Genomic DNA, 15,773 nt, shown 5'->3' on the forward strand with positions numbered 1-15,773 from the left:
CCATGCCGTGCTGCAGCATCGTCCGGGTGCATCGGCTAGAATAGGCGATCCCATTTGCATGGCGCCGCCCCCCGTATGATCGCACTCGACGGGCAGAACGCCCTTTCGGCCTTCCGCCTCGAACGCCTCAACGCCCGCCTCGACGCCTTGCATCGCGGTACCCGCGTGCAAGCCGCCTGGTTCGTTTATTTCCTCGATGCCGCCGCCGCGCCGGAAGGCGCCTTGCACCAGCGTCTGCTGGAGGTGCTCGAAGCGAAGGATGCCGCGCCCGCGCCGGCCACCTTGTGGGTGGTGCCACGCCTGGGCACGATCTCGCCGTGGTCGAGCAAGGCCACCGACATCTTGCACGGCGCCGGTTTCGCGCTGCATCGCGTGGAGCGCGGCACCGCCTGGCAACTCGCCGGCATGCCCGACGCCGGCACGCCCGGACACGAGGCGGTGCTGGCGCTGCTGCACGATGCGATGACGCAGTCGGTGCTGGGGTCGCTGGATGAGGCGCAAGGCCTGTTCCTCGCCGGCCAGCCGGGCGACCTGGTGCACATTGCGCTGGGCGGCGATGCCCGCGCTGCGCTGGCCAAGGCCAACACCGAACTGGGCCTGGCATTGGCCGACGACGAGATCGACTACCTCGCCGAGCGCTACGCCGAGCTGGGTCGCGATCCCACCGACGCCGAGCTTTTCATGTTCGCCCAGGCGAACTCCGAGCACTGCCGCCACAAGGTGTTCAACGCGAGCTGGACGGTAGACGGCGTGGAACAGGACAAGAGCCTGTTCGCGATGATCAAGAACACCCACCAGCACTCGCCCGCGCACACCTTGTCCGCCTACAAGGACAACGCGGCAGTGATCGAAGGCAGCTCGGGCAAGCGTTTCTTCGCCGGCGCGAACCAGGTGTGGCGCAGCCACGAAGAGCAGATCGACTACGCGATCAAGGTGGAGACGCACAACCATCCCACCGCGATCGCGCCCTGGCCCGGCGCGGCCACCGGCGCCGGCGGCGAGATCCGCGACGAAGGCGCCACCGGCCGCGGCGCCAAGCCCAAGGCGGGCCTCACCGGCTTCTCGGTGTCCGACCTGCGCATCCCCGGCCATCCGCAGCCGTGGGAAGTGGCGCGCCCGCTGCCGCCGCGCATGGCCAGTGCGTTCGAGATCATGCGCGACGGCCCGCTTGGCGCCGCCGCATTCAACAACGAATTCGGCCGTCCCTGCCTCGGCGGCTATTTCCGCACCTACGAGCACGAGACCGGCGAAGCCGGCCTGCGCCGCGGCTACGACAAGCCGATCATGCTGGCCGGCGGCCTCGCCAATATCCGCCACGACCACGTGCAGAAGCGCGCCGTGCAACCCGGCCATGCGGTGATCGTGCTGGGCGGTCCGGCGATGCTGATCGGCCTGGGCGGCGGCGCCGCTTCGTCGGTGGCCTCGGGCGCGTCCAGCGCCGAGCTGGATTTCGCCTCGGTGCAGCGCGACAACGCCGAGATGGAGCGCCGCTGCCAGCAGGTGATCGACGCCTGCTGGGCGCGCGGCGAAGCCAACCCCATCGTCAGCATCCACGACGTGGGCGCGGGCGGCCTCTCCAACGCGATCCCGGAAATCCTCAACGACGCCGACATGGGCGGCGAGATCGATCTCTCCAAAGTGCCTTGCGACGACCCCTCGCTGTCGCCGATGCAGGTGTGGAGCAACGAATCGCAGGAGCGCTACGTCCTCGCCATCGCCCAGGAAAACCTGCCGGAGTTTGAGGCGTACTGCGCGCGCGAGCGCTGCCCGTATGCCGTGGTCGGTACCGCCACCGCCGAGCGCGTGCTGCGCGTGACCGACCCGCGTCGCGACCTTACGGTGATCGACCTGCCGATGGACGTGCTGTTCGGCAAGCCGCCGCGCATGCACCGCGACGCGAAGCGCATCAAGCCGCGCGTCGACCTGGTGCCCGACCTCACCGGCATCGGCATGGACGAGGCGCTGCTGCGCGTGCTGCGCCTGCCCACCGTGGGCAGCAAGAGCTTCCTGATCCATATCGGCGACCGCACCGTGGGCGGCCTCAACCATCGCGATCCGATGGTGGGCCCGTGGCAGGTGCCGGTGGCCGACTGCGCGGTGACCATGGCCGACTTCGACGGCTACCGCGGCGAGGCGATGGCGATGGCCGAGCGCGCTCCGGTGGCGCTGCTCAACAGCGCCGATGCCGCGCGGCTGGCAGTGGGCGAGGCGATCACCAACCTGGCCGCCGCGCCGATCGCGAGCCTGAGCGAGATCCGCTTGTCGGCGAACTGGATGGCCGCGGTGAACCACCCCGGAGAGGATGCCGCGCTGTTCGACGCGGTGAAGGCCGTGGGCATGGAACTGTGCCCGCAGCTGGACATTTCCATTCCGGTCGGCAAGGACTCTCTGTCCATGCAGACCGTGTGGAAGGACGGCGACACGCCGCAGCGCACGGTGGCGCCGGTGTCGCTGGTGATCACCGGCTTCGCCCGCGTGGACGACGTGCGCCGCACGCTCACGCCGCAGCTCAGGCTCGATCGTGGCGACACCGATCTGTGGCTGCTCGACCTCGGCGCCGGCCGCGACCGCCTCGGTGCGTCCGCGCTGACCCAGGTGTTCAACCGCGGCGGCGGCGTACCGCCGGACCTGGACGACGCCAAGCGTCTCAAGGCGTTGTTCGATCTGGTGCAGGAGGCCAACCGCAGCGGCTTCGTGCTGGCCTATCACGACCGTTCCGACGGCGGCGTCATCGTCACCTTGCTGGAAATGGCGTTTGCCGGTCATTGCGGCCTGGAGATCCAGCTCGAAGGCTGGGCCGAGGCGACCTTGCGCGCGCTGTTCAACGAAGAGCTGGGCGCCGTGCTGCAGGTGGCGACGGCGAACCGCGAAGCCTTCGAGGCGCTGCTGGTGAAGCACGGCCTCGCCGGCATGAGCTATCGCATCGGCCGCCCCAAGGAAAAGCTCGGCATCAAGCTGTACTCGGGCAGCGAGACGCAGTTCAAGTGGAATTGGAGCACGCTGTACCGCGCCTGGAACGAGACCAGCCACGCGATGCAGCAGCAGCGCGACAACCCGGCCAGCGCCGACGCCGAGCTGGCCTGGCGGCTCGACGACACCGATCCCGGCCTGCACCCCAAGCTCACCTTCGACCCGGCCGAGAACATCGCCGCGCCGCTGATCCATGCGGCGATCGCCGGCGGCGCCAAGCCGCGCGTGGCCATCCTGCGCGAACAAGGCGTCAACGGCCAGGTGGAAATGGCTGCCGCGTTCACGCGCGCCGGCTTCGAGGCGGTGGACGTGCACATGTCCGACCTCGCCAGCGGCCGGGTGAAGCTGGCCGACTTCCGCGGCTTCGCCGCCTGCGGCGGCTTCTCCTTCGGCGACGTGCTTGGCGCGGGCCGCGGCTGGGCCACTTCGATCCTGTACAACGACTACCTGCGCGCAGAATTCACCGCGTTCTTCGCCGATCCGACGAAGTTCGCGCTGGGCGTATGCAACGGCTGCCAGATGCTGAGCCAGCTCAAGGACATCATCCCCGGCGCGCAGCACTGGCCGAAGTTCCTGCGCAACGCTTCCGAGCAGTACGAGGCGCGTGTGGCCACGCTGGAAATGCTCGATTCGCCCAGCATCTTCTTCAAGGGCATGGCCGGCTCGCGCATCCCGGTGGCGGTGGCGCACGGCGAGGGACGCGTGCACTTCCCGAACACCTGCAGCCCGTCCAAGGCGCAGGCGGCGGTTCGCTTCGTGGACAACCGCGGCAAGCCCACCGAGAACTTCCCGCTCAACCCGAACGGTTCGCCCGGCGGCCTCGCCGGCTTCACCGCCGCCGACGGCCGCGTGACCATCCTGATGCCGCATCCGGAACGCGTCTTCCGCAGTGTGCAGATGAGCTGGGCGCCGGACAGCTGGGGCGAGGATTCGCCCTGGATGCGCATGTTCCGCAACGCGCGGGTGTGGTGCGGCTGAGGACACCCGCACCGGGACGCCGGTGGCCGACATGGCTGCCGGCACCCGCCTGGTTGCTGTTGCTGGCCTGCTTGCCGTGGTGGCTGGACCTGCCGTTGTTGCTGGCGTGCGTGTTGGCACTGTTATGGCGCACGGGGTCGCTGCAAGCGCAGGCGCGGCTGTTGCGGCTCGGCTTGCGCTGGGGCCTGCCGGGCCTGTTGCTGGCGCTCCTGCGCGCGTTCGGTGCCGACGCGCTGGCCTGGTTGCTGACCCTGCTTGCCGCGCTGGCCGGCTTCTCGCTGCTGGTGCTGCTGGAGAACTGGCTGGATCGCGGTCGGCCGCGCGAACCTTCGCCCGCCGCCGCGGGCGAATGGCCCGAGTTGGCGATGGCGCCGATCGGGCCGGCCGCCGCGATCATCGAACTGCAGCCGCCGCAATGGCGCGCGCTGGCGGAAAGCCTGGCCGACCCGCTGGGCGGCGAATTGCGTTGGCGCGACGCGACGCTGCAACTGGCCGATGGCAGCCGGCTCGATGGTGTGGAACCGCGTTGTGATTTCGCCGTTGATGGCCGCTGGCTGGCCTTGCCGCTGGCAGGACAGCATGGCCTGTTGCTGCTGGACCGCGGCCGCGGCCGGCGGCATCGCCTGCGCGGCTGGCAGCTGGCCGGCTGGTACGAAGGCCAGCCGTGGCTGAGCCGCGACGAGGAGCGCATGCCGCTGGCCATCGCCCATGTGCTGGGGCGCGACGAGGATGACTGAGCCGCCTCCCTGGTGCCGTCGGCCCGCGCGTACGCGCATGCCTCACCCGTCCTGCAGCATACTTGCACCGTGAATACGCCTTTTGCTCCCTCGCCGCTGCCGTTAAGCGTGATCGTGGTGTCCGCCGACAGCGGCCAGGGCCTGCGCGATTGCGTGCGCCGGGTGCTGGCTTGCACCACGCCGCTGGAGCTGCTGCTGATCGACAACGCCTCGGCCGACGGCGTGCCGCAGGCGCTGGCGCGCGCCTACGAACACGAGCCGCGCTTCTGCCTGATCCAGAACCACCGCAACCTCGGTTTCGGCCCCGCAGCGAATCGTGCGGCGGCGCAGGCGACGGGCCGGATCCTGCTGGTGCTCAATCCCGACTGCCTGGTGGACCAGCCCAGCCTGGACCGCCTGCTCGCCGTGTTCGCGGACGAGCGGCAGGTCGGCCTGCTCGGCGCCGTGGTCTGCGATGCGCAGGGCCGGCCCGATCCGGCCTCGTACCGGCGCGACCCCTTGCTGCGGCGTGCGCTGGCCAGCCTGTTCGGCGGTCGCGGCGAGCGCGTCGAGATCGGCGGGGCGATGCCGGATCATCTGGTCGAGGCCGAGGCGGTATCCGGCGCGCTGATGCTGCTGACGCGCAACCTGTTCGAACGCCTGGGCGGCTTCGACGAGGGCTATTTCCTGCACTGCGAGGACCTGGACCTGTGCCGTCGCGTGCGCGATGCCGGCTGGCGCGTGTTGCTGGCCGGCGACGTGCGCGTGCTGCACGGCAAGGGCGGTTCCAGCCGGCATCGTCCGATATTCGTGAGCCGCCACAAACATCGCGGCATGTGGCGCTGGTTCCGCAAGTTCGACCCGGAAGCGCGCCGGCCGCTGGTGGCGGCCACGGTGTGGCTGGGCATCTGGGCGCACTTCATGGCACAGATGCCCGGCCAGTTGCTGCGCAAAGCGAGGAGCGAGTGAAGCGGGGGAAGAAAATGCCCAAGGCAAAATCACTCCGCCGCGTCGCCGCTTTTTTCTCGCTCCCCGCTTCTCTTCGCTTACTGCCGGCCTCATGACCGCACGCACCACGACCCTTCCCACCCTGGGCCTGCTGGCGATGACCGCCGTGTGGGGCTCGACGTTCTTCATGATCAAGGACGTGGTGGCGCGCATGCCGGTGGCGGATTTCCTCGCTGTGCGCTTTGCTGTCGCCGCGTTGGCGATGCTGGTGTTGTTTCCGCGCCACGTCTGGCGGCTGGGGCGGGCAGGCATCGCGCGCGGCTTTGCGCTGGGCGCGATCTACGGCATCGGGCAATTGCTGCAGACCTGGGGGTTGCAGCTGATCGCACCCAGCGTCAGCGGCTTCGCCACTGGCATGTACGTGGTGTTCACGCCCATCCTGGCGACGCTGCTGCTCGGCCAGCGCATGCCGGGCGTGGTGTGGGTCGCGGTGGGGATGGCCACGGCCGGCCTCGCGCTGCTCTCGCTCAACGGCGTGTCGGTAGACCTGGGCGTGTGGCTGACGCTGGCTTCCGCGTCGCTCTATGCGTTGCACATCGTGCTGCTGGGGCAGTGGTCGCGACCTGGCGGGGCGTTCGGGTTGTCGGCGGTGCAGATGGTCGCCATCGCGCTGGTCTGCCTGGTCGCCACGCTGCCGCACGGCGGTCCAGTGGCGCCGCCGGATCGCGCCGCCTGGCTGGCCGTGTTGTACATGGCGCTGATCGCCGGCGCCGGCGCGATGCTGATGCAGACCTGGGCGCAGGCGCACATGCCGGCCACCCGCGCCGCGATTGTGATGACCACCGAGCCGGTGTTCGCCGCTGCGTTCGCGGTGGCCTTTGGCAGCGACGTGTTCGGCTGGCGCATGCTGGCCGGGGGGGCGCTGGTGCTGGGGGCAATGTACCTGGTGGAGTTGGCGCCGCGGCGGTCGGCGGCGGTGGGGGCCGAGGCGGGGCATCACGAGGTGTGATGGTGCTCGCCGCTTTTGCTTCAGGTGCTTTACTCCCCTCGCCCGCTTGCGGGAGAGGGGTAGGGGGAGAGGGGCTTTTGCCTGGCTAGTTTCGAAGCGGTTTCGTGCGCCCTTTGGGCGCCCGAGTTACTTCTCCTTTGCTTGTCCAAAGGAGAAGTAACCAAGAGGAAACGACACCCCGGTTGGCGCTTGCCGGGCGTCCTGCCCGGCAAGTCCGTGAGGCGGGGCCGGGCTTTTCGAGCGGGCTCCTGCCCGCGCGAAAAGGCGAGTCCATCCATGGACTCGCCCGCTGCGCGGCCTTCTCGTCCCCGCCTCACCGCCGCTCAGGGGCCCCGGAAAAGCAGCGCGCTCCTGCGCGCAGAAGCAACGGCAACAGCCAGATCAAAGCCAAAGCGTCGCGAAGCGACGCAAGGCTTTGCGCTTTGTGCCTCGGCATCCTGATACGGCGCGGTGTGGCCGCACCGTGTATCGCGTAGGCAGAAGTAGCTCCCCAGTCCTCGAAACGTCCTGCTTGTAATCCCGGCGTATTGAACCAGGCCATTTCTCTTGGTTACTTCTCTTGACTCCGGGCATCCTGCCCTCCGCCCTTCGGGCCAGCTTCGCTGTTCGCCGCCGCTCCTGCGGCGGCGTGGGCCAGCAAAGAGAAGTGACTCGGGCGCCGCCAGGCGTCCGAAACCGCCCTCCTCCTTGCGAAGACTCAGCAGCAGTCTGACTGAACGCACGGGACCCGCCTCCGCGCGCAAATGCGCCAGTCCTCGTAAAATGACAGCCCGGCGTCCGCCGGGTTGCCATCAGGGGGCATGCAACATGGTTCGGTTTCCGTCGCGTTTCACGCGCAGCGGCGTGGTGCGGGTGTGCGCCGTGCTGGCCTTCGCGGCCTGTGCCTGGGCGACGGTGTGGCCGGAGCCGGCGCCGTTGCAGAAGCTGTTCGTGCTGGTGCTGATGCTGTTCACCGCCGGCGCGCTGCTTTGCGCCACCTTGCGGCTTGCCTTCGCGCTGGTGCTGGGCGGCGGTCTGTTTTTCGCGCTGCGCTTCATCTCCGATCTCAAGGAGAGTTACCTCGAGACGGCGCTGATGCCGGCGGATTTCGTCTACTACGCGCGCTCCAGCCTGATCGCCACGCTGCGCCACTACCCGCACCTGTACCTGCTGGGCGTGGGCGTGCTGGTATTGGTGCCGCTGGTGCTGGTGCTGGCATGGCGGCTAGATCGCCCGCTGTTCGCGCCGCGGCGCGGCTGGGGCAGGGCGGCCTGGCGCATCGGCGGCGTGCTGCTGTGTGCGGTGGCGTTCCGCGTGTGCCTGCTGCCGGAGGGGCCGTTCGCGCGGCTGCACAACCGCGATGTGTGGGACAAGCTTTCCGACGACGCCCAGCTGACCAACTTCTTCATCAACATCAACGACGGCGGCGTGACCATGCCGGCGATGTCGGACGACGTCACGGCGCAGCGCGAATGGGCCGCCACCGCGAACGGCAAACCCGGCGCGCGACCGGCACCGTATCCGGACATCGTGCAGGTGCTGGAAGAGAGCACCTTCGATCCGTCGATCTTCACCGCCTGTGCCGTGCCGGGCTGCAAGTTCGCGATGTTCCAGCCCGACGCGCGCACGCGCGGCACCGGCCTGCTGCGCACGCATACCTGGGGCGGCGGCACCTGGGTCAGCGAGTTCGCCGTGCATACCGGCCTACCGCAGGACATTTTCGGCCCCGGTGGCATGTACGCACCCTTCGTGTTGGCGCCGCACGTGCACGACGCGCTGCCCGACCTGCTGCGCCGTCTGGGTTACCTCACCATCGCGATCTATCCCACCAACAGCGAGTTCCTCAACGGCCGCGATGCCTACCGTGCCTATGGCTTCGACCATCTCTACGGCGCGGAAGAGCTGGGCCTGGACGAGTGGGATGAAACCGACGCGCAGATGTTCGCCGCGGCCAAGCGCGTCTACGACAAGGTGAAGAAACCGGGCCAGCCGGTGTTCGTGATGATCCTCACGATCAACCAGCACGGCCCGCACGATGACAACCCGATGGCGAAGCTGCCGCTGCCCTGGCGCAACATGGTGCAGGGCTTGAGCAACAAGGATGAAAGCGCGCTGGATTTCGACACCTATCTCTGGCGCCTGCACGATTCCGATGTGGCGATGCAAAGCCTGGAGCATGACTTCCTCGACCGCGACCAGGCCACCGTGCTGGTGCACTTCGGCGACCACCAGCCGTCCTTCGACAGCTTGATCCGCCCGCTCCAGCGCACGCTGCCGCCCGCGCTGGTGCCCGACCGCGACTTTCTCACCTACTACATGATCAAGAGCAACTTCGCCGGGCCGTCGTTACCCGGTTACCCGGCGCTCGACATCGCCTACCTGCCGACCATGGTGCTGGAGGCTGCGGGCTTGCCGACCGACCCTTATTTCGCCGCCGCCACCGAGCTGCGCGAGCGTTGCCAGGGCCGCTTCGGCGACTGCCCGGACAAGGCATTGCTGGCCTCCTACTACGCCTGGATCTTCGGGCGGCTGCACGTATACGAGTAAGCCGCGCATGTCCGATCCCGGTGCCGCGCCTTATCCGCGCCTGCTGGCCGCGGCCATCCTGGCGGCGGCCAGCGCCGCGATCGCGGGTGCCTTGCTGGCGCGGGAGGCACCTGGCTGGCAGTGGCTGCACTGGATCGGCAAGCCGCTGACCACCGCACTGGTCTTCGTGCTGGCGTGGCGCGCGCGGCCCACGGTGTCGCCGCGTTACCGGCACCGGGTGCTGACCGGCATCGCCTGCTCGCTGGCCGGCGATGTGTTCCTGATGTTGCCGGGCGACCTGTTCGTACCCGGGCTGCTGGCCTTCCTGCTCGCGCATGCCTGCTTCATCGCGGCCTTGCTCGACGACAGCCGCTTCGGTGCGCCGGCCTGGCCGCTCGCGGCCTGCCTGGCGTATGGCGCGGCGAACCTCGCGTTGCTGTGGAACGCCATCGGCGCGCCGCTGCGCGTACCGGTGATCGTCTACGTGGTCGTGCTGGCCACGATGGGCGGGCAGGCAGTGGCGCGCGCGCTGGCCCACGGCGGCGATGCGCGGGCACCGGCAGCGCGGCTGGCGGCGCGTGGCGCCCTGGTGTTCATGCTGAGCGACAGCGTGCTGGCCTGGGACCGCTTCCGCGGTCCGCTGCCGTGGGCCGGCCTATGGGTGCTCTCGGCGTACTATCTGGCGCTGTGGTGGATCGCCCGTTCGGTGCAGGGCGCAATGTGCGAAGGTGCGGCTGGATGAACACACAGGAACTCATCATCACCTGGGCCACGCCGGTGTTCTTCCTGCTGATCGGCATCGAACTGCTGGTGGCGAAGCTGCGCGGGCGCGACGCCTATGCCAGCAACGACGCGATCAACAGCATCGGCCTGGGCGCGATCTCGCAGCTGGCGGCGGTGTTCTCCAAGCTGCTGACGATAGGCATCTATGCCTGGTGCGTCGAACACCTCGCGCTGTTCAGGCTGCCGGCCGACAGCGTGCCGGTATGGGTCGGCGCCTTGCTGGGCTACGACTTCTGCTACTACTGGCTGCACCGCATGGGCCACGAGGTGAACATCTTGTGGGCCGCCCACGTGGTGCATCACCAGAGCGAGCGCTACAATCTCTCCACCGCCTTGCGCCAGACCGGCAGCGGCGCGCTGCTCGGCTGGATCTTCTACCTGCCGCTGGCGATCCTCGGCGTGCCGGTCGAAGTGTTCGTGGCGGTGGCGCTGATCGACCTGCTGTATCAGTTCTGGGTGCATACCGAGCAGATCGGCCGGCTGGGCTGGTTCGACCGCGTGTTCTGCTCGCCATCCAACCATCGCGCCCACCATGCGGTGAACGATCGCTACCTCGACCGCAACTACGGCGGCATCCTGATCCTGTGGGACCGCCTGTTCGGCAGCTTCGCGGAAGAGGACGACACCGACCCGCCGGTGTACGGCACGCGCTCGCCGCTGCGCAGCTGGAACCCACTGTGGGCGAACGCCGAGGTGTACTGGCGCACCGCACAGGATGCCTGGCACGCGCGGCGCTGGCGCGACAAGCTGCTGGTGTGGATCAAGCCGCCGGGCTGGCGGCCGGCCGATGTGGCAGAGCGCTTCCCCAAGCCGGCCTTTGCCATGCCCGACACGCGCTACGACCCGCCGATGGGCGCGTCACTAAAGTGCTATGTGCTGCTGCAGTTCGCCCTGCTGCTGGGCATGGTCACCCAGTTCCTCGGCATGACGGAAAGCGCCGGCTTGCCGGTGCTGCTGCTCTACGCGGCCTACTTGTTGGCCAGCCTGTGTGTGCTGGGTGCCTTGATGGAAGGCCGGCGCTGGGCGTGGTGGGCCGAAGGCCTGCGCGCGCTGCTCACCGCGGCGCTGCCGCTGGCCAGCGGGCGCTGGTTCGGCATCGGCCATCTGGACGGCCGAATTGCGCTGGCGATCGCGTTGGCGTTCGGCCTGAGCGCGGTCGCATTGCCCTGGCTGCGTTCCGTGGCTGCCGGGCGAGCGGCCTGATTCGCTATGATCCGCCGGTCTTCCACGGGAGTGCGTCCATGTCATTGCTGAGCAAAATGCTCCGCCACAAATCCATCGAGCAGTTGCAGGGCGAGGTGGGCCGGCGCAGCGATTTCCGCCGCGTGCTCGGCTTGTGGCAGCTCACCGCCATCGGTATCGGCGGCATCATCGGCGTGGGCGTGTTCGTGCTGGCGGGCCAGCAGGCGGCGCTCAACGCCGGTCCTGCGGTGATCATCTCTTTCCTGATCGCGGGCGTCGCCAGCGCGGCGGCGGCGCTGTGCTATGCGGAGTTCGCCGGCATGATCCCGGTCACCGGCAGCGCCTACACCTATGGTTACGCCGTACTCGGCGAGCTGGCGGCGTGGCTGATCGGCTGGGACCTGCTGCTGGAATACGCACTGATCGTCGCGGTGGTGGCGATCGGCTGGTCCGGCTACGTGCAATCGGCGCTCACCGGCATGGGCATCCATATTCCCGTCTGGGCGCAAGGCGCCATGGGTACGGGCGACGGCCATGTGTTCAACGTGATCGCTTCGCTGGTGACGTTGGGCGTGTCGGCCTTGCTGATCTTCCGCACCGAATGGGGTGCACGCTTCAACACGCTGGTGGTGGCGATCAAGGTGGCTGCGGTGGCGCTGGTGATCGGCATCGGCGTGTTCTATGTGAAGTCGGCCAACTGGGTGCCGTTGATTCCCGCACGTGTGGTGGGCGCCGACGGCGTGGGGCATTTCGGTTTCCAAGGTGTTGCGGCGGCGGCGGCGGTGGTGTTCTTCGCGGTGTTCGGCTACGACACGCTGACCACGGCGGCGGAGGAATCCAAGAACCCGCAACGTGACCTGCCGCGCGCGGTGCTGCTGTCGCTGGGCATCTCGATGGCGATGTACCTCGCGGTGTCGCTGGTGCTTACCGGCATCGCGCACTACACCACGCTCAACACGCCGGCGCCGGTGGCCGATGCGTTCAAGGGGCTGGGCCTGCAGTGGGTAGCGCTGACGGTGTCGGTGTCGGCGGTGTTCGGCCTGATCAGCGTGCTGTTCGCCTTCATGCTGGGCGCCACGCGCATCTGGTTCGCGCTGTCGCGCGATGGCTTGCTGCCGGGCTGGTTCGCCAAGGTGCATCCGCGTTACGGCACGCCACATCGCCCGACGGTGGTGCTCGGCGTGTTCACCGCGCTGGTGGCCGGGCTGCTGCCGATCGAGGAAGTCGCCAAGCTGGTGAACATCGGGGTGCTCTCGGCCTTCATCATCATCTGCACCTCGGTGTGGATCCTGCGTAGGCGCAAGCCGGAGCTGCCCCGTGCGTTCCGCACGCCGTGGGTGCCGGTGGTGCCGGTGATTGGCATCGGGTTCTCGATCTGGCTGCTGTCGGAGCTGCCGGCGATCACCTGGAAGGTGTTCCTGATCTGGGTGAGCCTGGGATTGGCGATCTACCTCCTTTACGGCGTGCGCCACAGCAAGCTCGAACGGGGCGGCTGAGCCCTCCGGATGCACATGCGCCGGCGTCGCGGCCGGTGCATGATGCCGCGGTTCGGAAAAGGGGCATGCCATGCAGGAACCGGGGGAGTTGTCGGGCGAATCCGCCGCGCGCTGCGCCAACTGCGGCGCCGCGCTGGGCGGCGAGTATTGCGCGCGGTGCGGCGAGCGCCGGCTGCATCCGGACGAACACACCTTGCGGCACGTCGCGGGCGAGTGGTTCGAGGCGTTCTCGCACGGCGAAGGCCGTCTGCTCAATTCGCTGCGCACGCTGCTGTTCAAGCCGGGCGAGCTGACGCGCGAGTATTTCCGCGGCCGGCGCGTGCCCTACACGCGGCCGGTGGCGCTGTTCTTCGCGGTGAATCTGCTGTACTTCCTGCTGGCGGTCCTGCAGACCTTCAATACGTCGTTGAATACCCAGCTTCAGATGCGTCCGCTCGTCGGGGTCAAGCAGATGCTGGTCATGCGCCACGTGGCCGGCGCGCCAGTCGGCAGCGCGGAGAGTGCTGCGCTGGCGGGTGACTACTGGCGCCTGGAAAATCCTCTCGCGATCCGCGCCGGAAGCGGTGCTGAGCCGTCCGCTGCGAGCCTGGCGGACAGCGCCGTGCCTGCCAGCGATACCCGGCTGTTCGCGGCCCTGCAGAGTTACGGCAAACGCTACGACGAGCGCACCGACGCCTTGTCGCGCGCGCTGGTGATCGCGCTGGTGCCGATGCTGGCGTGCTGGCTGTGGCTGGCGCTGCTGCCGTGGCGGCGTGGCCTGGCCGGGCTGTCCATCTTCGCGACCCACACCTGGGCGGCACTGCTGTTGATCCTGCTGGTGTTCGGTTGGGCGTGGAAGGGTCTGGCCAATGCGATGCTGTGGTTCCGGGGGGCGTTGCCGGCATTTCTGCAGACCGACCGCTACGGCAGCGCGGCGCTGGGCTTGCTGATCCTGGTCTATCTCTACAGCGCGTTGCGGAACCATTTTCGCTTCAGCTGGATCGGCAGCGCGGTCCTGTGCATCTGGACGATGGCGGGCCTGTACCTGTCGCTGGAGCTGTATCGCGTGCTGCTGTTCTTCGTGACGGTGTATGCGCTGCATTGAACGCGGCGACGCAAAATCATGCGCCGCCGGCGCGTGACCTCTGGCAGGGTGCCGCGCGTACATCGCGATCTACCATCGCCCGATCACCCGCCGTCTCGCCGCGCTGCGACGAACGGCGGGTTCCTGCCGGCCGCGCGCTTTTCGCATGGGCCGGTGCCTGCCCGGAGCCCGCCGTGAATCATCATTTCTTCCGTTCCAGCCTGATCGCCGCCGCGGTGGTCGGGGCGCTTTCGCTGTCCGTCGCCGCCGTGGCGCAGGACGCACGCCGCGCCGCGCCGCTCGACCAGCCGTACGACGGCACGCTCACGGTGAACGTGGATCTCACCGACGCGGCGAAACGGATGTTCCGCGTGCACGAAACCATCCCGGTGAAGCCGGGGCAGATCACCTTGTTGTATCCGGAATGGATTCCCGGCGAGCACGCGCCGTCCGGCCCGATCCAGAACGTGGCAGGTCTGGTGGTGACCGCGAACGGCAAGCAGCTGGCATGGCAGCGCGACCTGCGCGACATGTACGCGATCCACCTCGACGTGCCGGCGGATGTAAGCCAGCTCGACCTGTCGTTCCAGTTCCTCTCGCCGGGCGACGGCGAAGGCAGCCTGTTCGGCGCCAGCGCCTCGTCCACGCCGAACCTGGTGGACATCGAGTTCAACCAGGTGGCGTTCTACCCGGCCGGCTACTACTCGCGCCAGATCCAGATCCAACCCACCGTGCAGCTGCCGGCCGGCTGGAAGTTCGGCACTGCGCTGCAGGTGGCCAGCCAGAGTGGCGGCACGGTGCAGTTCAAGCCGGTGAGCTTCAACAACTTCGTGGATTCGCCGCTGATCGCGGGCGAGCACTTCGACCGCGTGGACCTGGCGCCGGGCGCCAAGGTGCCGGTGTACCTCAACGTGGTGGGCGACGGCGCGAAGGACGTCAAGCTCACCGACAAGCAGCTGGAGCAGCAGCGCGCGGTGGTGACGCAGACCAACCTGTTGTTCGGCGCGCACCACTACGAGCACTACGATTTCCTGCTCACGCTGTCCGACCACACCGGCCACTTCGGCCTGGAGCACCACCAGTCCAGCGACGACCGCCTGCCGGCCGACTTCTTCAGCAACGACGACATGCACTTGCTGGCGGGCAGCTTGATGCCGCACGAATTCGTGCACTCGTGGAACGGCAAGTTCCGCCGCCCGGCCGACCTGTGGACGCCGAACTTCAACGAGAAGATGCAGGACGACTTGCTGTGGGTGTACGAGGGCCTCACCGACTACTGGTGCAGCGTGCTCACCGCGCGCGCCGGCCTGTGGACGCCTGAGCAGTTCCGCGACGCGATGGCCGACATCGCCGGGTCGATGAGCGAGCAAACCGGCCGCACCTGGCGCTCGCTGCAGGACACCGCCGACGCCGCGCCGCTCACCTACTACGGCGGCGGCGGTTGGGGCAATTGGCGTCGCGGCACCGACTTCTATCCGGAAGGCCAGCTGCTATGGCTGGACGTGGACACCAAGATCCGCGAGCTGTCCGGCGGCAAGCATTCGCTGGACGACTTCGCGCATGCCTTCTACGGCATGGAGAACGGCAGCTACGTCACCAAGACCTACACCTTCGACGACGTGGCGAGCACGCTGAACCAGGTGCAGCCGTTCGACTGGGCGAAGTTCCTGCGCGAGCGGCTGGACTACACCGGCTCCGAGCTGCCCGAGCACGGCATCGCGCGCGGTGGCTGGAAGCTGGTCTACACCGACAAGCCCAACAGCGCGACCAAGGCGATGGAGGGCATTCGCCACGGTGCGGATCTCGCTGCATCGATCGGCCTGTCGGCATCCAAGAGCGGCAACATCTACGACGTGCAGTGGAATGGCCCCGCGTTCAAGGCCGGCCTGGTGCCGGGTCTCACCATCGTGGCGGTCGACGGCAAGGATTACTCGCCCGACGCGTTGAAGGACGCGATCACCGCAGCCAAGACCGGTAGTGCGCCGATCGAATTGCTGGTGAAGAACGTCGACGTGTACAGCACCGTGAAGGTCGACTACCACGGTGGCCTGCGCTACCCGCACCTGGAGCGGGCCGACGGCAAAGATCTGCTCGGTGCGATCGCCACGGCGCGCAAGTGACCC

The 15,773-nt window shown here is 68.3% G+C and carries 10 protein-coding genes; all 10 read left to right on the plus strand.

Features of this window, described 5'->3' with window-relative positions; genetic code table 11:
• Positions 1 to 75: 75 nt before the first annotated feature.
• The 10 genes from purL (at position 76) to ISP14_RS04710 (ending at position 15,770) form a co-directional block, all read left to right on the plus strand.
• Positions 76 to 3,948: a phosphoribosylformylglycinamidine synthase gene (purL, locus tag ISP14_RS04665; protein WP_404536662.1), complete on the plus strand. Its 3,873-nt coding sequence runs from the start codon at positions 76 to 78 to the stop codon at positions 3,946 to 3,948.
• Complete coding sequence (locus ISP14_RS04670; RefSeq protein ID WP_404536664.1) at positions 3,939 to 4,685, plus strand: hypothetical protein; 747 nt, start codon at positions 3,939 to 3,941, stop codon at positions 4,683 to 4,685. The genes purL and ISP14_RS04670 overlap by 10 nt, the downstream gene beginning before the upstream one ends.
• 69 nt (positions 4,686 to 4,754) lie before the next feature.
• Positions 4,755 to 5,633: a glycosyltransferase family 2 protein gene (locus tag ISP14_RS04675; RefSeq protein ID WP_404536666.1), complete on the plus strand. Its 879-nt coding sequence runs from the start codon at positions 4,755 to 4,757 to the stop codon at positions 5,631 to 5,633.
• A gap of 91 nt (positions 5,634 to 5,724) precedes the next feature.
• Positions 5,725 to 6,621, plus strand: a complete 897-nt coding sequence (locus ISP14_RS04680) for a DMT family transporter (RefSeq protein WP_404536668.1) — start codon at positions 5,725 to 5,727, stop codon at positions 6,619 to 6,621.
• 807 nt (positions 6,622 to 7,428) lie between these two features.
• On the plus strand, positions 7,429 to 9,147 hold the full coding sequence (locus ISP14_RS04685; protein ID WP_404536670.1) for a sulfatase-like hydrolase/transferase: 1,719 nt from the start codon (positions 7,429 to 7,431) through the stop codon (positions 9,145 to 9,147).
• Between the two features lie 7 nt (positions 9,148 to 9,154).
• Positions 9,155 to 9,868, plus strand: coding sequence for a lysoplasmalogenase (locus tag ISP14_RS04690; protein WP_404536672.1), 714 nt, complete (start codon positions 9,155 to 9,157; stop codon positions 9,866 to 9,868).
• Positions 9,865 to 11,112 (plus strand): sterol desaturase family protein, encoded by a 1,248-nt coding sequence (locus ISP14_RS04695; RefSeq protein WP_404536674.1) that lies wholly within the window; start codon positions 9,865 to 9,867, stop codon positions 11,110 to 11,112. The genes ISP14_RS04690 and ISP14_RS04695 overlap by 4 nt, the downstream gene beginning before the upstream one ends.
• A gap of 38 nt (positions 11,113 to 11,150) precedes the next feature.
• Positions 11,151 to 12,587 (plus strand): amino acid permease, encoded by a 1,437-nt coding sequence (locus tag ISP14_RS04700; RefSeq protein ID WP_404536676.1) that lies wholly within the window; start codon positions 11,151 to 11,153, stop codon positions 12,585 to 12,587.
• A 70-nt stretch (positions 12,588 to 12,657) separates the two neighbouring features.
• Positions 12,658 to 13,671: a DUF3667 domain-containing protein gene (locus tag ISP14_RS04705; RefSeq protein WP_404536678.1), complete on the plus strand. Its 1,014-nt coding sequence runs from the start codon at positions 12,658 to 12,660 to the stop codon at positions 13,669 to 13,671.
• A gap of 173 nt (positions 13,672 to 13,844) precedes the next feature.
• Complete coding sequence (locus ISP14_RS04710; RefSeq protein WP_404536680.1) at positions 13,845 to 15,770, plus strand: M61 family metallopeptidase; 1,926 nt, start codon at positions 13,845 to 13,847, stop codon at positions 15,768 to 15,770.
• Positions 15,771 to 15,773: the final 3 nt, after the last annotated feature.

It is taken from the genome of Dyella agri, from assembly GCF_044904705.1.
Taxonomy (GTDB): Bacteria; Pseudomonadota; Gammaproteobacteria; order Xanthomonadales; family Rhodanobacteraceae; genus Rhodanobacter_A; species Rhodanobacter_A agri.

What these genes read in the sequence shown, in the direction of transcription:
- purL (WP_404536662.1), top strand. Translation starts at nt 76, where the DNA reads ATGATCGCACTCGACGGGCAGAACGCCCTTTCGGCCTTCCGCCTCGAA.
- ISP14_RS04680 (WP_404536668.1), top strand. Translation starts at nt 5,725, where the DNA reads ATGACCGCACGCACCACGACCCTTCCCACCCTGGGCCTGCTGGCGATG.
- ISP14_RS04685 (WP_404536670.1), top strand. Translation starts at nt 7,429, where the DNA reads ATGGTTCGGTTTCCGTCGCGTTTCACGCGCAGCGGCGTGGTGCGGGTG.
- ISP14_RS04690 (WP_404536672.1), top strand. Translation starts at nt 9,155, where the DNA reads ATGTCCGATCCCGGTGCCGCGCCTTATCCGCGCCTGCTGGCCGCGGCC.
- ISP14_RS04695 (WP_404536674.1), top strand. Translation starts at nt 9,865, where the DNA reads ATGAACACACAGGAACTCATCATCACCTGGGCCACGCCGGTGTTCTTC.
- ISP14_RS04700 (WP_404536676.1), top strand. Translation starts at nt 11,151, where the DNA reads ATGTCATTGCTGAGCAAAATGCTCCGCCACAAATCCATCGAGCAGTTG.
- ISP14_RS04705 (WP_404536678.1), top strand. Translation starts at nt 12,658, where the DNA reads ATGCAGGAACCGGGGGAGTTGTCGGGCGAATCCGCCGCGCGCTGCGCC.